The sequence below is a fragment of the Bacillus sp. JJ1533 genome, assembly GCF_036965045.1.
In the GTDB taxonomy this organism is placed as follows: Bacteria; Bacillota; Bacilli; order Bacillales; family Bacillaceae_L; genus Ferdinandcohnia.
This window is the reverse complement of record NZ_JBALOV010000039.1, coordinates 46,161-65,323: the sequence shown is the minus strand read 5'-3', so window position 1 is coordinate 65,323 and position 19,163 is coordinate 46,161. Positions and strand designations below refer to the sequence as shown.

The 19,163-nt window shown below is 38.3% G+C and carries 15 protein-coding genes; 12 read left to right on the top strand and 3 right to left on the bottom strand.

Annotation, left to right across the window (positions count from 1 at the left end; genetic code table 11):
• Positions 1–22 precede the first annotated feature (22 nt).
• From V7138_RS20945 to V7138_RS20900, 10 genes are all read left to right on the top strand, one after another.
• Positions 23–1,813 carry an L-fucose isomerase gene (locus V7138_RS20945; RefSeq protein ID WP_335401180.1) on the top strand — a complete coding sequence of 597 codons (1,791 nt, stop codon included), beginning with the start codon at positions 23–25 and terminating at the stop codon, positions 1,811–1,813.
• Between the two features lie 94 nt (positions 1,814–1,907).
• Entirely contained in the window at positions 1,908–3,599 is a 1,692-nt protein-coding gene (locus tag V7138_RS20940) for a ribulokinase (RefSeq protein ID WP_335401178.1), read from the top strand.
• Between the two features lie 127 nt (positions 3,600–3,726).
• A complete protein-coding gene (locus V7138_RS20935; protein WP_335401177.1) occupies positions 3,727–4,488 on the top strand; it encodes a DeoR/GlpR family DNA-binding transcription regulator in 762 nt (253 codons plus the stop codon).
• Between the two features lie 434 nt (positions 4,489–4,922).
• The gene (locus tag V7138_RS20930) at positions 4,923–8,675 is read left to right on the top strand and encodes an alpha-L-fucosidase (RefSeq protein ID WP_335401175.1); all 3,753 of its coding nucleotides are present in this window, start codon (positions 4,923–4,925) and stop codon (positions 8,673–8,675) included.
• Between the two features lie 245 nt (positions 8,676–8,920).
• Positions 8,921–10,657, top strand: coding sequence for a sensor histidine kinase (locus V7138_RS20925; RefSeq protein ID WP_335401173.1), 1,737 nt, complete (start codon positions 8,921–8,923; stop codon positions 10,655–10,657).
• A gap of 1 nt (position 10,658) precedes the next feature.
• Positions 10,659–11,390, top strand: a complete 732-nt coding sequence (locus tag V7138_RS20920) for a LytR/AlgR family response regulator transcription factor (protein WP_335401171.1) — start codon at positions 10,659–10,661, stop codon at positions 11,388–11,390.
• Positions 11,391–11,554: 164 nt separating this feature from the next.
• Positions 11,555–13,006: a carbon starvation CstA family protein gene (locus tag V7138_RS20915; RefSeq protein ID WP_335401170.1), complete on the top strand. Its 1,452-nt coding sequence runs from the start codon at positions 11,555–11,557 to the stop codon at positions 13,004–13,006.
• Positions 13,006–13,155, top strand: coding sequence for a hypothetical protein (locus tag V7138_RS20910; RefSeq protein ID WP_335401168.1), 150 nt, complete (start codon positions 13,006–13,008; stop codon positions 13,153–13,155). Before V7138_RS20915 ends, V7138_RS20910 begins: the two co-directional genes overlap by 1 nt.
• 173 nt (positions 13,156–13,328) lie before the next feature.
• Entirely contained in the window at positions 13,329–13,625 is a 297-nt protein-coding gene (locus V7138_RS20905; RefSeq protein WP_335401166.1) for a HesB/YadR/YfhF family protein, read from the top strand.
• Positions 13,626–13,980: 355 nt separating this feature from the next.
• Positions 13,981–15,207: a DUF438 domain-containing protein gene (locus V7138_RS20900; RefSeq protein WP_335401164.1), complete on the top strand. Its 1,227-nt coding sequence runs from the start codon at positions 13,981–13,983 to the stop codon at positions 15,205–15,207.
• Between the two features lie 40 nt (positions 15,208–15,247).
• Here the strand turns inward: V7138_RS20900 and V7138_RS20895 are convergent, their stop codons facing one another.
• The 3 genes from V7138_RS20895 to V7138_RS20885 all read right to left on the bottom strand — a co-directional run bounded on the left by V7138_RS20895 (position 15,248) and on the right by V7138_RS20885 (position 16,496).
• Positions 15,248–15,697 (bottom strand): hypothetical protein, encoded by a 450-nt coding sequence (locus V7138_RS20895; RefSeq protein WP_335401163.1) that lies wholly within the window; start codon positions 15,695–15,697, stop codon positions 15,248–15,250.
• 13 nt (positions 15,698–15,710) lie between these two features.
• Positions 15,711–16,178: a DUF2243 domain-containing protein gene (locus tag V7138_RS20890; RefSeq protein WP_335401161.1), complete on the bottom strand. Its 468-nt coding sequence runs from the start codon at positions 16,176–16,178 to the stop codon at positions 15,711–15,713.
• Positions 16,179–16,286: 108 nt separating this feature from the next.
• Entirely contained in the window at positions 16,287–16,496 is a 210-nt protein-coding gene (locus V7138_RS20885; RefSeq protein ID WP_335401160.1) for a hypothetical protein, read from the bottom strand.
• A gap of 584 nt (positions 16,497–17,080) precedes the next feature.
• On the opposite strand from V7138_RS20885, the gene V7138_RS20880 reads away from it, so the two are divergent.
• Positions 17,081–17,785 (top strand): response regulator transcription factor, encoded by a 705-nt coding sequence (locus V7138_RS20880; protein ID WP_335401158.1) that lies wholly within the window; start codon positions 17,081–17,083, stop codon positions 17,783–17,785.
• Positions 17,782–19,140 (top strand): sensor histidine kinase, encoded by a 1,359-nt coding sequence (locus V7138_RS20875; RefSeq protein WP_335401156.1) that lies wholly within the window; start codon positions 17,782–17,784, stop codon positions 19,138–19,140. Before V7138_RS20880 ends, V7138_RS20875 begins: the two co-directional genes overlap by 4 nt.
• The last annotated feature ends 23 nt before the right edge of the window (positions 19,141–19,163 follow it).

Here is a 19,163-nt window from a genome sequence, read left to right as displayed (position 1 = left end):
TTTTTGTAAAGGAGATATTTAAATGAAAACAATTAAAAACAGATACTACGGACAGTTACCAAAAATCGGAATTAGACCTACAGTAGATGGAAGAAGAAATGGTGTTCGTGAGTCATTGGAAGAAACAACAATGAATTTAGCCAAGTTAGTAGCATCCTTTTTATCAGAGAACTTAAAACATTATAATGGCGAGCCGGTTGAGTGCGTTATTGCTGATTCATGTATTGGAGGAGTTGCAGAAGCTGCCCAAACGGCTGAAAAATTTGCTAGAGAAGGAGTAGGTGTATCTATTACGGTAACTCCTTGTTGGTGTTATGGTTCAGAAACGATGGATATGACTCCAGAAATTCCTAAAGCAGTCTGGGGATTTAATGGAACGGAGCGTCCTGGAGCCGTTTACCTTGCTGCTGTTCTCGCTGCGCATAATCAAAAAGGGATCCCTGCCTTTGGTATTTATGGAAAAGATGTTCAAGATGTTGGTGACACGACGATTCCAGAAGATGTAAAGGAAAAACTTCTTACATTTGCAAAGGCTGGCCTTGTTGTAGCAACAATTAAAGGAAAGTCATATCTATCAATGGGCAGTGTATCCATGGGGATAGCTGGAAGCATGGTTAACGAAAGCTTTTTCCAGGACTATCTTGGTATGAGAAATGAATATATTGATAGCACAGAATTTATTAGACGCTTTGATAAGAAAATTTATGATCACGAGGAATATGAAAGAGCATTGAGCTGGGTTAAAGAAAATTGTAAGGAAGGTCCTGATAATAATCCAGAGGATATGCAAAGAACAAGAGAACAAAAAGATTTTGATTGGGAAATAAGCGTTAAAATGGCCTTGATTGCAAGAGACTTGATGATAGGAAATCCGAAATTGGCTGAAATGGGCTTCGAGGAAGAAGCAATGGGACATAATGCGATTGTTGGTGGGTTCCAAGGTCAGCGACAATGGACGGACCATTTGCCAAATGGTGACTTTATGGAGGCAATATTAAATTCCTCCTTTGATTGGAATGGTATTCGACCTCCGTTCCTTTTAGCAACTGAAAATGATAGCTTGAACGGGGTAACAATGTTATTTGGTCATTTGTTAACAAACACTGCTCAAGTTTTTGCCGATGTTCGAACATACTGGAGCCCGGATGCAGTTGAACGGGTAACTGGATATCGACCTGAGGGGTTAGCAGAACATGGTTTTATTCATTTACTTAATTCAGGGCCAGCTGCTTTAGATGGAACCGGGGAACAAACGTCTGATGGCAAACCGGTAATAAAACCATTCTGGGAAATTTCGGATGATGAAGCAAAAAAATGTTTAGACGCAACGTTATGGAGACCGGCATCAACTGGATATTTCCGGGGTGGTGGATATTCTAGCGATTTCTTAACAAAAGGTGGAATGCCTGTAACTATTGCTAGAATTAATATAGTGAAAGGTCTCGGCCCTGTGCTGCAAATTGCAGAAGGCTATACTGCTGAACTACCTGAAGAAGTGCATGATAAGCTTGATAATCGTACAGACCCTACCTGGCCAACTACTTGGTTTGTTCCAAACTTAACTGGAGAAGGTACATTTAAGGATGTTTACTCTGTAATGAATAGCTGGGGGGCAAATCACTGTGGAATGAGTTACGGTCATATTGGTGATGAGCTTATTACACTTGCTTCAATGCTAAGAATCCCTGTTAACATGCATAATGTACCTGAAGAGCGTATTTTTAGACCTAGTACTTGGGGAATGTTTGGCACAAATGATTTAGAGGGTGCTGATTTTAGAGCATGTACTAATTTTGGACCTTTATATCGTTAATATTACAAATAAAAAGCCCCTGAATTGCAAATTCAGGGGCTTTTAAAAGCCTAAGAATTAGGGGTAAAACTATTTTCGAAAAGAGGTTATGAAATTGATAGAGACATATGTAATTGGAGTCGATTATGGTACGGAGTCTGGGAGGGTTGTACTTGTAGAGGTATCTACTGGAAAAGTAGTTGCTACACATGTCACGATGTATAAGGATGGAGTAATTGATAGGGTTCTGCCTAATTCATCAATAAAGCTAGATCTCGATTTTGCATTACAAAATCCGAATGATTATTTGTTGGTCCTATCGTCCTCTGTACCTGAAGTTATAAAACAATCAGGAGTAAACCCTGAAAATGTAATTGGGATAGGAATTGATTTTACGGCCTGTACAATGCTACCAACAGATCAAAATTTGGTACCTCTATGTTTAAAGCCAGAATTTAAGGACAAACCTCATGCTTGGGTGAAGCTTTGGAAACACCATGCTGCGCAAGAAGAAGCAAATAAAATGAATGAGCTAGCTTTAGATCGTGGTGAAGAATGGATTCACCGTTACGGGGATAAAATATCGTCGGAATGGATGATTCCAAAGGTTTGGCAAATATTAAATGAATCGCCAGACATATATTCTGAGGCTGAATATTTTTTAGAGGCATCTGATTGGATTACATCTAAAATGACTGGGGCTATTATTAGAAATAGCTGTGCAGCCGGATATAAAGGAACTTGGCACAAAGAGAAAGGCTATCTATCATCTGAGTTTTTGAGTTTACTAGATCCTAGAATGACAGACATATATAAGACCAAGCTTAGAGGGGATGTAGTAGCCTCAGGAACAAAAGCAGGTAATCTGACACCTGAAATGGCAGAATTAATGGGTTTGCCTGAGGGAATTGCTGTTGCAGCTGGGATTATAGATGCGCATGCAGGTGTTCCAGGAACGGGTGTTACCACGCCCGGTAAAATGGTGATGGTAATGGGGACCTCAACCTGTCATTTACTCCTAAGTGATAAGGAAGTTCATGTAGCTGGTATAAGTGGTGTAGTTGAAGATGGAATTATCCCCGGGTTATATGCATATGAAGCGGGACAAGTAGCTGTTGGTGATATCTTTGCGTGGTTTGTGGACAATCATGTACCTACATATATTATCGAGGAAGCCAATCGTCTAAATAAATCAATTCATCAAGTTTTAGAGAAAAAGGCAGAAGAACTTAGGGTTGGTGAAAGTGGGCTTATTGCATTAGATTGGCATAACGGAAACCGAACGCCTTTAGTGGACTCCGATCTTTCTGGCGTATTGATTGGTCTAACTTTATCGACAAGACCTGAAGAAGTATACCGGGCATTATTGGAATCTACCGCCTTTGGTACGAGAACAATCATAGATACATTTCGAAACAATGGTATAGAAATTAACCAGTTATACGCTTGTGGCGGTCTTCCACATCGTAATAAGTTACTTATGCAAATTTATGCAGATGTTACAAATATGGAAATTAAAATATCTGACTCGACGATTACCCCGGCAATTGGAGCAGCGATGTATGGAGCAGTCGCAGCAGGAAAGGAGAATGGTGGTATAGAAACAATTGAGGAGGCAGCCAAAATAATGCCGAAAATAAAAGAAGAATCGTACAAACCAATAAAGGAAAACGTATTGATTTATGAAGAGTTATATAAGGAGTATACCAAGTTGCAAGACTATTTTGGGCGTGGGGAAAATAACGTGATGAAACGATTAAAGCAAATAAAGTATTCTCATTTAAAAAACGAATCAGTGGCTTTATAAAGTAGTAAATCACCAAAATACTTTTTGTTTTTAAAAAAACATGGTATATTATCTATTTGGAAAACCACACAAGTAAAAGAAAACAAAAATAAATTCACTTTTCATGAATGGGAAGGCGTGATTTACATTGCTGGTAGCAGAAAGGCAAAGGAAAATTGTAGATTTAGTAAATGAACGTTTAAGTATACGTGTTTCAGAATTAAGCAAGATATTCAAAGTAACCGAAGAGACAATTCGGCGGGATCTAGAGAAGTTAGAGAAGGAAAATCAACTAATGAGGAGTCATGGCGGTGCTGTAAGTATAGAGAAGTATGAGCATGAACCTTCCTATACTGAAAGAGAAATTACGAACGTCCCCGAGAAAAAGGCTATTGCTGCAAAAGCCCTCGAATTAGTAAATCAGGGAGATCAAATTATATTGGATGCAAGTTCTACGGCATGGTATGTTGCCAAGGAGCTACCTGATATACCATTAACTGTTGTTACTAATTCCATTAAAGTAGCAATTGAACTTAGCAAGAAAGATCACATTAAAGTTATTTCTACTGGTGGTCAATTACTGTCTAGTTCTTTATCTTATGTAGGACCACTTGCGGAAAGATCCCTTGATTTATACCATGTCAATAAAACATTCCTTTCGTGCAAAGGTGTGCATCTTGAAAATGGATTAAGTGATTCTAATGAACTCCAAGCCTTATTAAAAAGTAAAATGATGAAGATAGCAGATGAGACTATTTTAATGGTAGATTCCAGCAAGTTTGGAACACGAGCTTTCTCTCAAATTTCATTACTTTCTCATATAGATACAATTATTACCGACTCTAAGATCGATCCATTTTCAAGTAAACAAATAGAAGAGAAAGGTATTAAACTAATAATTGTAGACTAACATATTGAAACATAATACGGATATGCAAAAAGGAAGAAAACTAAATGATTTTCTTCCTTTTTTAATTCCAAAGTACTATTTTTAAGAGAAACGAGTAAAAATATTCGGAATTAAACAAATATATGATATAATCAAAAAAAGGTAAACAAACAAATATTAAGGCATAACAAAGGGATATATTTTTTGTCTGTATTTGTTTTATTAATTGCAGTTACTGATTACTTGTAAAATAATATAATTAAAATTAAAAAATGTGTTTAATCTATTTAATTAAAATGACTTTAATCCGATCTTTTGAAAGCGCTTTCTGCAGCGTGGGTATATGAGTGTGCTTTAACTGAGGAGGTGGTTAAACAAAGATAAATAAAGGTTAATTAAATGTAGGTAGTTTTAAGTTTTGAATTATTTAATTTTAAGGAGGCTGTTCTTAGCAGATGAAAGGTCGAAATTATTTTAAGACAAGAAGTGGAAATGAAAATATATTTACCACTAACTTGGTTAAAAGAAAAGTAAATAGGTTATCCTTTGTTTTTCTTGCGCTCTTACTAATCGTAACAAGCATACCTGTATCCCCTAATATTTCGAAAGCTGCCTCAACACAAAATAATGAAGGACAACAAAATGCGGAAATTCTTGATATTGGATTTGGAGGGGTCTTTTCAACCGATAAGTTCTATACAAATCCAACTGGTGAAATAATGGATGGAATAATCTCGCGTAGGGCTGGAAATGAGGAGATTAATCAAGGGCGTTTAATTCTTAACGGCTCTCAAAGTGGAATCGATTTTAATCCACGAGATTCTCTATTTGCTACAAATACATTAGAAAAAGCTCTTGTAGTAGAAACCGAATTCAAACCAGACCCAAACCCTGTTTCCTTTGATACGTTATTATCAATTGGAGGAAATATATATGTTCGATACTCTTCTGCTTCTGAGATTGAATACGGTTTTGATGTGAACAATAATGGAAAATGGACATCTTATAAGAAAAGTATTCCTGCGCCTGTAGTAGGCAAGGATCATAGCATAGCTATTGTGTACGAGCCTTCTAGAACTGGAGCAAAAATGCGCATGTTTCTTGATGGGCTTGAACAACCTACAGTGACTTCTACTGAGGGGAAACCGCCGAAAGCGAATAATTTAAATGCAGAAATCGGCTTTGGTAATGAGGTTCATCCTGGAGGATCGAATCGAGGATTTAAAGGATCCCTTACAAGAGCAGTGGTCACTACATTTGAAGGAGAATTTACATCTTCATTCTTGAAAACTATGAAACTTTCAAGAATAGATAGAAGTCTTTCATCGTTTTGGATTGGTTCTATGGAAGGGACAGAATATCATTCTTCGGAAGATGATATTGTCCAAGGTCAGCTTGAGGTTTTTGGTGGAATAATCTCAGGGCTAGGTAGGATGGAGTTGGATGGTAATAAGTCTCGGATTGTATTTCATCCAAATGCCCCGTTGGTTAATAGTGGAGAACTCATCGGAGACTCTGTTACCGAAATTGTCATTAATCCTGTATCGATTAAACCAGGGGGGGTTCTCGTTGACCTAGCTGGGGCTGTTGTTGTTCGCAGATCACTAGAGAATGAATCTTTCGAGATTTTAAGTGGTGGTCAAAAAGTGAAGTCGTTTCCTGTAGATGGAATGTTGAATGAAGAATATGTTCATCTTTCTTTAGTTTACAAACACAACAATGATAATGGGGCTGATGTGAGTTTATGGTTGGGAGAGGAACAGCTAGAAGAGACGTTGACCTTAGAACAGAAACCAAAAGCGCTTCATAATACAATCGTCTATGCAGGGACTGCAATGGCTTCGTTAGAGACAAGTTTGGCGGGAGAAGTATATGGAGTTGCTTTTGCTCAAATGGAAGGAGATTTTAGAAGTGATTTCCTAGGTTTACTAGGCGGCCCCTGTATAGTACCTACGGACTTAGAACCAGGATATCGTATTCCGATTAAAGGGAATGAGTGTACGGCATCAATTGGAGCAAAGGCATCACTTGTTAGACCAACTCCTAAACAGGTTCAGTGGCAACAATATGAACAGACTGCTTTTCTACACTACGGAATAAATACTTATTATGATGTGGAGTGGGGTAATTTTAACGAAGATCCAAACAAATTCCAACCATCAGATCTAGATACGGATCAATGGGCTCAAACTCTGAAAGAGAGCGGATTTAAAATGGCAGTTCTGACTGTTAAACATCATGACGGATTTTTACTCTATCCATCTAGGTATACAAAATTTGGTGTGGCAGGGAGCTCGTGGCGAGACGGTAAAGGAGATGTATTGCGTGAGTTTGTAAACTCTATGCGAAAATACGGGATAAAAGTTGGTGTATATCTTTCACCTGCTGATCATAAGGCATATACAGATGGCATATTTGGAAATGGAAGCAAACGTGTAGAACGTACAATCCCAACATTGGTGGAAAATGATGATCGCATTGGAAAGTCTGAGTTTCCTTCGTTTCAATTACCAGCAACTGATTATGGCCAATTCTTCATGAACCAGTTGTATGAGGTTTTAACAGAATATGGCGAGATTGATGAGGTATGGTTTGATGGTGCACAGGGGCATATCCCTGGAGATTCATATGAAACCTATGATTGGGACAGCTATTATAAGCTGATTAATGAACTACAGCCAAATGCAGTTATTGCTGTAACGGGTCCAGATGTACGTTGGGTAGGAAACGAGTCCGGATGGGCTAGAGACAATGAGTGGAGTGTACTTGCTGCAGCAACCGGTGAAGACGGAAGACAGTATTATTATCCTTCATACCGATCACCAGATTTAGGTAGTCGTACAATTCTTGCTGATGCAGCAGCAAATGGAATGGAATATTTAACATGGTGGCCTTCGGAAGTTGATGTAAGTATTCGTTCAGGCTGGTTTTATCACGATTATCAACAACCAAAATCAGTTGAACAGCTAAGGAATATTTATTATCAATCCGTTGCACGAAACTCGGTACTATTACTGAATATACCTCCAGACAAACGAGGGAAATTTGCTGAAGTTGATGTAGCTAGACTTAAAGAATGGCACGAATCTATTAAGCGTGATTTCGCTATTAACCATACAAAGAGAACTACCATATCTGCAACAAACGGTGAGAATCCAAATGCAGTGAAAGACGGAGAGTATAATACTTCATGGAGAACAGGCACTCAACCTAGCAGTCTAACTTTTAGCCTACCAAAGGAAGTAACTGTAGATAAAGTTGTATTACAAGAAGACATTAACCATGGACAGCAAGTAGAGTCTTTTGCAATTGATGTACGTGATGCAAATGGTGAATGGAAGCAGGTATACACAAACCAGGCAATTGGATACAAGCGTATTGTTTTACTTTCTAACCCAATAACCAGTAAAGAATTCCGTATTCGTATACTTAAAGCTCGTGGTTCGGTATATATGTCAGAAATAGGATTGTATCAAACCCTACCAGCGGGTCAGGAATTAGCTGATAAGTTTGCTTTAGAATCACTTATTAAGGATGCGAGTGATATTCATGATGTAGCGGTTGAAGGTCCGAATGTGGGTGAGTATCCAGTTGGAACTAAGGAAACTCTCAATGATGCAATCTTAGCAGCTATTCAAGTACAAGAAGAAGTATTTGCAACACAGCAACAAGTTGATGATGCAGTAACAACTTTACAGGAGGCATTGGATTCGTTTATGAGTTCAATAAATGTAGAAGGTGACAAGACCGAATTAACAGAACTTATAAAAATTGCACAAAATGTCCATGAAAATGCAATAGAAGGGGATAGGATTGGCGAATATCCTGTAGAAGCTAAACAAGTTTTTAACGATGCTATTACAAAAGCTAAAATGATAGAGCAAAATTCAGCAACTCAATTACAAATCGATACTTCGTTGAAAGAATTACAGACTGCACTTGATACATTTAAGCAATCCATAAATGTTAAAGGTGTTAAAACACAATTAACAGCTCTAATGGAAGAAGCGCAAGCCATTTTACGTGATGCAAAAGAAGGAGATAAGGTTGGTGAGTATCCAAAAGGGTCTGAAAAACATTTACGTAAAACAATTAATAAAGTCCGCAAGATTGAAAAAGATTTCCGTGCGACCCAAAGGCAAGTGGATGCTGCTATGCTAGAGTTAGAGACTGCACTTGATCAGTTTTTGTCTTCTGTAAATAAGTAAGTAAACAATTTAATGGCAATTTTTACGAAAAGTCCTTCATCCCATGAAGGGCTTTTTCCATATAAACCTACCAAACTTCCAAAATTCTTACCCTTAAAAATCTAACCCAAACCCATAAAATCTTGTTACAATAAAGATACAAAGACAGGTAGAGTGGGAAGGTTATTGTTCCTAATATTTCCTAACGTTGGGACACTGAACCTGTCCCCTTGTCTCAATCATGTCCCAGAAAAAGGAGCATGCCTATGTTCGTACTTTTAATTACTATGTTAGAGCGATTAGGAATCATTGTTGCAATCGCTTTTATTTTAACGAGGTTGAAGTTTTTCAGAGGGATGATGTATCAGGATGAGCTGAATCGATGGCAGAAGCTCGTGGCGATTATTTTCTTTGGCTTTTTCGGAATTATTGGTACGTATACGGGCCTAAGTCTAAATACAGAGAGTCTGCAGTTTGACCGCTGGGCATCAGGTTTAACCCCTGATGAAGCGTTAGCGAATTCACGCGTGATTGGTGTAGTACTTGCTGGTCTGCTTGGTGGTTACAAGGTAGGTTTAGGGGCAGGTTTAATTGCTGGAATTCATCGTTTTACGCTTGGTGGGTTTACCGCCTTTTCCTGTGGCTTTGCCTCTATTATTGCGGGTTTTATATCCGGTTACTTTTATAAGAAAAATAAGCACGTGAAATTAAGTACTGCATTTATTATTGCGGCCTCGGCAGAAGCGCTGCAAATGTTTGTTATCTTGCTTTTCGCGCGTCCTTTTGAAAAGGCGTGGGCTTTAGTTGAGATCATTGGGATTCCGATGATTGTCGCAAATGGACTTGGATGCGCTGTTTTCCTTATGATTATTAAGAGTGTGATTAATGAGGGAGAGAAGGTTGGTGCGGTTCAAGCGCAAAAAACCCTTCGCATCGCAGATAAAACACTTGCTTATTTGCGTAATGGGTTGAATCGCGAAACAGCAAAAGCGGTTTGTCATATCATTCAGGACGAGATTCAAGCTACCGCAGTGTCAATGACAAACAATCATGAAATTTTAGCACATGTGGGCCTTGGACATGACCATCACCGAGTACAGATGCCAATTCAAACTCAAATCACCCAAGAAGTTATTCATAATGGAAAAATTGTAATCGCGAACAAAAAAATGATTCAATGCCGGGATGAGGATTGTCCACTGGGGGCTGCCGTGATTGCGCCGTTAAAACGTAGAGAAGAGACGATTGGGACATTAAAATTCTACTTTCGTTCTGAAAAAGAAATCACACCTGTTGTTACTGAGCTAATTTCAGGGTTGAGCTCCCTTTTAAGCAATCAGCTTGAAATTGCGGAAGCCGATAAAGCATTTCAGCTCGCAAAAGAGGCTGAAATTAAAGTGCTTCAAGCACAAATTAGTCCGCATTTTCTCTTTAATACCTTGAATACGATTCTTTCTTTGGTAAGAAGAGATCCAACAAAGGCAAGGAAACTACTCGTTTCCCTATCCCATTTTTTACGTCAAAATCTCACTGTTACAACACAAAATATAACGACCCTAGAACAAGAACTGCGACAGGTAAAAGCCTATTTAGAAATAGAAGGAACTAGATTTGTAGATAAACTAAAGGTATTTTATAAGGTTGAGGAGGCTGCTTTGTATCAGTATATCCCACCACTTACCCTTCAGCCGATTGTTGAAAATGCAATCAAACATGGAATGAAGGACCGTGATGGAGATTTTCAAGTAATTATCTCGATTCAAAAAGAGGTTGACTGTGTTTTTGTAAAGGTTGAGGATAATGGAATGGGAATGAAAGAAGAGCGGGCCCGTGAAATTTGCCTTACCCCAATCAAATCAGAAAAAGGCAGCGGCGTCGCACTCTATAATGTAAATCGAAGGCTTACCATGCTATTTGGTGAAAAGTCCGCTTTAGAGATAAAAAGTGAAGAAAACAAAGGAACGGAGATTACCTTTTCAATTCCACTAACGGAGGCTATATAAAATGGAAGCAAAAATTAAAACACTAATTGTCGATGATGAACTATATAGTCGTGATGAATTAACTCATTTATTAGAAACATATTCGACCATTCAGATCGTCGGAGAAGCTGATTCTGGAGAGTCTGCTATTGTAAAAGCAATCCAACTTCAGCCTGATGTTGTGTTTTTAGATGTAGAAATGCCGAAGATAAAAGGCATGGATGCTGCAAAAGCCCTGCTGGAATTGAAAAAGCCACCACTGATTGTGTTTGCAACGGCATACCCTGAGTTTGCTGTGGAAGCATTTCGATTTAATGCGATTGACTACCTATTAAAGCCATTTGATGAAGAACAGTTAAAGGAAACAGTTAAACGAATTGAAAACCATCTTCTTACACCAGAGGAGAAGGAAAAAGGAAAACAAGCTGGAAAATTGGCGATTGATTCAAGTGGGGAGATTATCTATCTCGAGCCAAAGGATATTTTATATATAGCCAAGGATGAGAAAATAACAAAGCTTGTAACAAAAATGGGTGAGTATGATACGAAAACACAGTTGAAGGAATTGGAAAGCCGACTCGAATCATTTGGGTTCTTCCGCATTCATAAAAGCTTCCTCGTTAATTTAAAATATGTTACCAGACTTACTCCTTGGTTTAACGGGGCCTATCAATTAGAAATTGAAGGAAGGAAAGAACAGCTTTCCGTTAGTAGGAATTATGTCAAAGCACTGCGCGCTAACTTAGAAATCTAAACTGTTAGGGCTGAATTTTTGCGTTTTAGTTCACGATTTTGACACGTTATTGTCAAATTTCTACCTTTCAATTTCAAATCTTCCTAAAATTCTATTTATCTACTATAATGAATGTAAACGCATTCATTATTTTTTCTAAATAAGATGAATAAGGGGGAAATGACATGATTACATTTTTAGCAAGTATTGCTTTGTTAATCATTGGATACTTTACGTATGGAAAATACGTTGAAAAAGTATTCGGTGTAAAGGAAGAACGTGCGACTCCAGCTTATGTTGATGCTGACGGAGTGGACTATATTCCAATGAGCACAAAGAAAAATTCATTGATTCAGCTACTCAATATTGCGGGTACTGGACCTGTATTCGGACCAATTATGGGAGCGCTTTACGGACCAGTTGCATTCATTTGGATCGTTGTTGGATGTATTTTCGCAGGAGCTGTTCATGACTATTTAACTGGGATGATTTCCATTCGTAACAAAGGGGCTCACTTACCAGAGCTTGCAACGAAGTTTTTAGGTAAAGCAATGAAGCATGTGGTGAACGCATTTGCTGTTTTACTTTTACTATTAGTTGGTACAGTTTTCGTTAGAACACCAGCGGATCTATTATACCTACTAATGGACGGGAAAGTTGCCATCGCAATTTTAATCGTAGCTATTTTCATATACTACATTTTGGCTACTTTGTTGCCTGTTGATAAAATTATCGGACGTCTTTATCCATACTTTGGAGCAGTTCTTTTAATCAGTGCTGTCGGGGTTGGCGGCGGTTTAATCTTAAAAGGTGCACCAATTCCAGAACTTTCATTATCAAATTTCCATCCTGATAATGCACCTATTTTCCCATTATTATTTTTTACAATCACTTGTGGTGCTTTGTCTGGATTCCATGCAACTCAAACACCAATTATTTCACGTACGACTCAAAAGGAAAGCCAAGGACGCAAAATTTTCTACGGTATGATGATTGCGGAAGGTATCATCGCAATGATCTGGGCAGCTGCAGCAATGAGTTTATTTGATGGTTACGGCGGTTTACAGGAACTTCTTGCAGCTGGTGGACCAGGGGCAATCGTAAGTGAAGTTTCTACAATGATGTTAGGTGCGATTGGTGGAACACTTGCTGTATTGGGTGTTATCGTATTGCCAATCACTTCAGGTGATACCGCGTTCCGTAGTGCACGTATGATTATTGCTGAATATTTAAAAATGGCTCAAAAGTCATTATCAAGCCGTTTATGGATTGCAGTTCCATTGTTTGCAATCTCAGTTGTTCTTACGCAAATCGACTTCAATATTCTTTGGAGATACTTTAGTTGGGCAAACCAAGCAACAGCAGTAATTGCTCTATTCGTAGGAGCGATGTATCTATACATTGCGAAGAAGAACTACTGGATTTCATTAATACCAGGAACATTCATGCTATGCTTGGTCATCACTTATATCTTGAATGCTCAAATCGGTTTCCGTTTACCAATGGATATTTCATGGTACGGTGGATTTGCTGGTACTGCCTTGTTATTGGTGTTATTCTTCCGTCAAGCCAATAAAATGCGTGCGGCAAATCTTCCACTAGAAGTAGATATTTCTCACTACAAGAAGGTATCCTAATGGGGTGCTGCAGTCCTGAGTATCGGAAGGTAGTCGAGGATCAAGAGAAGAAAGTCAATCAAAATACAAATGACAAAGTTCCTCTTTGGGGAAAAATTGTAAGTGTAGCCATTATCGCAGGAGCTACAATTGCCTTTGTCCTCTTATAAGCAAATAACACAAGTGCACGCAATCGTTCATGATTGCGTGCATTTTTTATCTATGATAAACATTTCACAAATTAGTTGGTATCAAATCTGTAAAAACTCTAGTACTATAAAGTTAATAAAGCCCATCTTTTTGTACAAAATATCAGAAGGACACCTAGGGAGGTTCAATCTATATGGAAATGATAATAAGCGACGCAGCTTTAAAATGGTTTAAAGAAGACATAAGCGTAAAAAAAGGGGATACGGTTCGATTTTATCCGATGTTTTATGGAACTAGCCCCGTACAAGAAAAGTATTCACTTGCCTTTTCTACACATGACGACCCCATCCAAATTCACACAAGTCAAACGATTGATGAAATTGAATTCTATGTAGAAGAAGATGATATCTGGTTTTTCAATGGTCATAATCTCATTGTCGACTATAATCCAGAGAAAGATGAAATAGAATACCAATATCCCAAACCATAGGCCCACAATATGTGGGTCTTTATTTATTTTATTCAGTACAAGTTCCCTATTCAACAGGTGAATGCATTAAGGGACGGACAATTTTAATGGTGATTCAATCTCCAACTGAATAAAATTAAAGCCTCCGGCGGATGCCACGATTTTTCAGAGGAATTCTTTCGAGCAGGTAAGATCAAAGACTAAGTACGCCTTCCTGTGACAACGTCTTTATGACCCACTTCCTGCGGGCCTAAAAATCGGGCGCAAATACGCCAAGGCGCATTTGATTTTTGACCATGTGATTCGAATCACGAAACTTTTCCTGAAACTATGCTATTTTCAAAAGGAATAGCACAGTTGGAAAGGAGAAATTAGTGTGAGTGAACTTATTAATAACCGAGAAAAATATCAAATGAGTGATGTAGAGAGAGAAGCAATCATAAAACAAAGCTTTAAGGCTTTACATAAAGGGAAATCAGTAGAAGAAATTAAATCCCATTTAGCAAATAAGGTTGGGTATATTACGATAGGAGAAATCTCTAGACTACAGCATGTATTGGTTGAAGAAGAGAACATCCCAGCAGGTGAAGCAACAGAAATTTGTTTACAGCATCGGGAGATTTTTAAGGATTTAATAGAAGAAACGAGGGCTACTCATCCTGAAGAGCAACCTGGGCACCCAGTGCATACGTTCAAGCTTGAAAATAGAGAATTAGCAAAGCTAGTAAACGACAGAATAAAGCCGCATTTGCAAACTTTTGAACAAGATGATCATGAAGAGAACAGATTGAAGTTACTTGAGGATTGCAACCTCTTATTGGATATTGGAAAACATTATGAAAGAAAAGAACAACTCCTTTTTCCATATCTTGAAAAGTACGGAATTTATGGACCAACTAATATGATGTGGAAAATCGATGACTTCATTCAGGATGCAATCAAGGATGCTAAAAAAATGCTAACAAATTACGGAGGGGATAGTCAGTCGGTCGTTGAGGTTATTCAATTTTTTATTGACCAAGTTAATGAGATGATTTATCGTGAGGAAAATATTCTGTTCCCGATGTCTTTAAATAATCTGACCGAAGATGAGTGGATGAAAATCGCCAATGAAAGTGATGAAATTGGATTTTGTTTGATCTCTCCTGAGGATTGGAAGCCTGAGCGAAATGTGATTGAGGAAGAATCGATTGCAACAAAAGGGTTTATTAAGATGGAAACAGGTATCTTGTCGTTAAAGCAGCTGGAGCTATTGTTAAACCATTTACCGGTTGATATCACGTTTATTGATAAGGATGACGTCGTTCGTTATTTCAGCAAAGGAAAAGAGCGTATTTTTGCAAGGACAAAAGCTGTGATTGGGAGAACGGTTCAAAACTGTCACCCTCCAAGAAGTGTACACGTTGTCGAAGAATTACTTGAGGACTTCAAATCAGGAAGAAAAGATACTGAAGATTTCTGGATTAAAGCAAAAGGAAAATACGTGTATATCCGGTATTTTGCCGTAAGGGATGAGGATGGAGAGTATATCGGAACGATGGAATTTTCGCAAAATATAGCCCCTATCAAAGAGATTGAAGGAGAAAAACGAATTTTGTCATAAGAGATACGAAAAAATGCTGACGCCTAATTGTCAGCATTTTTTATGGTATGTGAACAGTCTCCCTATATGCAACTTCCTCTCCGTTTACCATGAATACTCCATGGTTATTTCCATTGAGAGTAACTTTTATATGGTGTTTACCAGATGGTAATTTGTCCAGGTGATAGAACTGTCCGTATAACCGGTTTATTTTTTTTCCATTTAAATAAATATGTGCATGTCCTTCATTAAAGGTAATTACATTAGAACCAGCTTTTTTCGGTTCGAATTTAAAATGTTCAGTATTGATTTCTAACAACCATGTCCCAGAGGGATCCTGTACGACCGAACCAGTAATAGCAGGAGCAGGATGTAATGGTGGAATGATGATTTGGTTTATTTGATGCAATATTTCATGGTTTGCGGCGCTTAAGTGACTGCTTTTATTATGAAAATACAACATCGTGGAAACGATACTAAAAATAATAATAAAGCTTATGATTCTGTACATAATTCCACCCAATTTACGAATTAATAGATGAATCCTGTAATTCTTTTTTTTGTTTAACCACATGTCCGATTATGAATAACACTAAACCGGATGCAAGAAAAGCTAAATCATATGCTAAAGCGTTCGGGTCCCCAGGTTTGACACGATGGATTTGAAGGAGATGATGATTAATGATACCCTCAACTAGATTGAAGACCCCACCTCCGATTAAAAACCAGCCAGTTAGTAAACGAACTCCCTTTGATAGATTACTTGGATTTCCTGCCAACCAAAGCAGTACACCGCCAACGATGAGAGTAATTGTTACAGCAAAATGGAAAATTCCATCACTCATTATTTGCCCAGGGCGGTCTGTAGCCATATACACACTATGCCACTGCAGCAACTGATGAAAAATTATTCCGTCTAGTGCGCCTAAAAAACCAAAGCCAAATATAAAACTTCCCGTATTAATCAGTTTCCTTCTTGTATTTGTTGTCACTATTATTTCTCCTCATACTATCAATTTTAAACATTATTACATTTTGACCCATTTCATAGATTTATAAACAGTTTCCTGGTAGAAAATACATTTTCCAATGTTTATCCTTCAATAATAAAAAACAAAATAAAAAGAACCATCATTTCCGTCGGTAAATGATTGGTTCTTATATTTTGTGCGGTATAAGTGATCTTTTTTTGTTTTTGTTATTCTTGTTTGCATATCGATTAATGCAAATGGGCTTCTCCCGTTTTCAGGATTTCGCTTTCCTTCCCGAACAAGCTTCTCGCGCTTTTTCCGAGCATTTGATTTTGCCATCTTCCATCACCTCTCTCAAATGCGCCTTGGCGTATTTGCGCCCGATTTTTTTCGAGCATGCTCGAAAAATTTCCCTTGAAAAATCGTGGCATCCGCCGGAGGCTTTAACTTTATTCAGTCAGGGTTTGAACCCAATGAAATAATTACTCTACTGCGTACATCTCACCCCTCATAAAAGTCTGCTACTGAATAAAGTTAAATATTTACATCTTCAGTATACATCGTTTATCATTACACTTCCAACACGAATTTTTTAATCCAAATGGGCAAAACCCCATACAGAAACCAACGGACTGAATAGGATATAAACGACAGTTAATTTGGGGAGGTGCTGGTATTGGCCGATAATAAAGAAAAGGAAACTCATGAGGAACAGGAAGTTCGACGAGTCGATGCATGGGAGTTTTTTTGGGGAAGAAGACCAAGATCTGAAGAGGAAGAAATTGAAGAAGAATAGAATTTTTAACAGTACCTGTTATCATAGGCCAAAAGCCTGTGGTGATCAGGTACTTTTCTTTTAGTGTAGGAAACGCCTTATTTGGGGTAAAATAATAAGTAGATACATAGAGAAATGAGGGTTAGGAGTGCAAAACCAACGTATTTTAATTGTAGAAGATGAAGAGAAGATTGCTCGTGTATTAGAACTTGAATTGACATATGAAGGCTATGAAACTGGAAAAGCATATGATGGGCATTCGGGCTTGGACATGTTTCAAGAGGAGACATGGGATTTGGTCCTCTTAGATGTCATGCTCCCGGGAATAAGCGGGATAGAGGTACTTAGGCGGATTCGTTCTGCAAACGCATCAACACCAGTCATTCTTTTGACCGCAAAAGATTCAGTCGAGGACAAGGTGTCTGGCCTTGATTTAGGAGCAAATGATTATGTGACAAAGCCTTTTCAAATTGAAGAGCTACTGGCTCGTATTCGTGTAGCACTTCGCAATAATCTTAAACTAGACAAATCTAAGGAAGACCAAGTAGACGATTGGTTAAAGCTAGGGGACCTAACACTTAATGAAAGCACCTATGAAGTGATACGTCAAAATGACACAATTGAATTGACACCTCGTGAATTTGATTTGCTTGCGTATTTAATGAAGCATCCGCGCCAAGTACTAAATAGGGAACAATTATTAAATGCGGTATGGGGCTATGACTATTACGGAGACACAAATATAGTGGATGTGTATATTCGATATTTACGAAATAAAATGGATAAGCCGTATGACGAGCCGTTGATTCACACGGTACGTGGTGTCGGCTATGTGATGAAGGAAACGAAATGAAACTACGAAAAAAAATCAATTTGTTCACGGCAGTTGTGTTTATTCTATTGCTTGTACTAATTAACATTGCTTCCTATTTTACCTTCAGCAACCTGATGTTTAATAGTGAATTGGATCGCACTGAGGCAGAGGCAGAACGTGCCTTGAATGGTATTTCTCAAGCAGGTCATTCAGTTTCTATAGGGGCTTTGCTGCGTACGTACCTCCCTATAGAAGGTATGCTGCGGGTAGTACGACCTGATGGGAGTATAGGAGCACAAGCGCTCGTTCCAGAACAACAGGAGTTGGATAAATTTCCAACAACCTATCATAAAACGAAACAACGACAAATTATCGATTTTAATGGAGTTCCACATGCTTTCGTGTCATACCCTATTATATGGCTTGATGGGGAAGTAGCTGAGCTCCAGGTGATTGAAAACCTTTCGGCAACAGCCAACAATTTAAAAACATTAAGTCTAGTTTTACTCGCTGTCACGTTGATTGCAACTATTCCAGTTCTGGTGTCAACAAGGCTACTAAGTAATGTCATTACTCAGCCAATTACGACCATGATTCAGACGATGCGGGATATTCGAAAAAGCGGACAATATAAACGTATTGAATTATCAAAGGAATCCAAAGACGAACTGTATGAAATGGGTCAAACCTTTAATGAAATGATGGATTTATTAGAAGTGAACTATGAAAAACAGGAGAATTTTGTCTCCAATGCATCTCATGAGTTAAAAACACCATTAACGGTGATTGACTCATATGCAAGTCTTTTAAAACGGAGAGGACAAACAGACCCTAAGCTGTTTCAAGAAGCGGTGGATGCCATTCAGTCTGAAGCTATTCATATGAGGGAATTAACTCAGCAACTTCTCTTACTGGCAAAACATGATGAACAGTGGAAGCTTCATATCGAAAGCTTATCGCTTCTACAAATAGTTGATGAGTCGGTTGGATCGTTTCGTGAGGCATACAAACGTGAAATTTCAATCATTGTGGAAGAAGAAGTCATTGTAAGAACAGATAAGCAAAAGCTCAAGCAGATTTTCTATATCCTAATGGAAAATGCCCTAAAATACAGTGAGAAACCAGTGATTGTCGTACTCGGACAAGAAAGGAAAAGGCCTAGTATTAAAATCATTGACCAGGGAGTAGGGATTCCTGCGCAAGATGTCGATAAGGTATTTGACCGTTTTTACCGGGTGGATAAGGCAAGAGCAAGGAAAACAGGGGGATACGGATTGGGGCTTTCACTTGCTAAGGAATTGGCAGATGCGATAGGTGCGAACATTCGATTTGACAGTATTGAAGGGGAAGGAACTACCGCCAATATTCTACTTTCCGCAGAGGATTCTCATTAAATTCTCATATAAAAAAGGTATAG

Coding starts and splice junctions, on each gene's coding strand:
- V7138_RS20920 (WP_335401171.1), top strand. CDS start 10,659: ATGGAAGCAAAAATTAAAACACTAATTGTCGATGATGAACTATATAGT.
- V7138_RS20910 (WP_335401168.1), top strand. CDS start 13,006: ATGGGGTGCTGCAGTCCTGAGTATCGGAAGGTAGTCGAGGATCAAGAG.
- V7138_RS20905 (WP_335401166.1), top strand. CDS start 13,329: ATGGAAATGATAATAAGCGACGCAGCTTTAAAATGGTTTAAAGAAGAC.
- V7138_RS20915 (WP_335401170.1), top strand. CDS start 11,555: ATGATTACATTTTTAGCAAGTATTGCTTTGTTAATCATTGGATACTTT.
- V7138_RS20930 (WP_335401175.1), top strand. CDS start 4,923: ATGAAAGGTCGAAATTATTTTAAGACAAGAAGTGGAAATGAAAATATA.
- V7138_RS20945 (WP_335401180.1), top strand. CDS start 23: ATGAAAACAATTAAAAACAGATACTACGGACAGTTACCAAAAATCGGA.
- V7138_RS20885 (WP_335401160.1), bottom strand. CDS start 16,496: ATGGCAAAATCAAATGCTCGGAAAAAGCGCGAGAAGCTTGTTCGGGAA.
- V7138_RS20895 (WP_335401163.1), bottom strand. CDS start 15,697: ATGTACAGAATCATAAGCTTTATTATTATTTTTAGTATCGTTTCCACG.
- V7138_RS20875 (WP_335401156.1), top strand. CDS start 17,782: ATGAAACTACGAAAAAAAATCAATTTGTTCACGGCAGTTGTGTTTATT.
- V7138_RS20925 (WP_335401173.1), top strand. CDS start 8,921: ATGTTCGTACTTTTAATTACTATGTTAGAGCGATTAGGAATCATTGTT.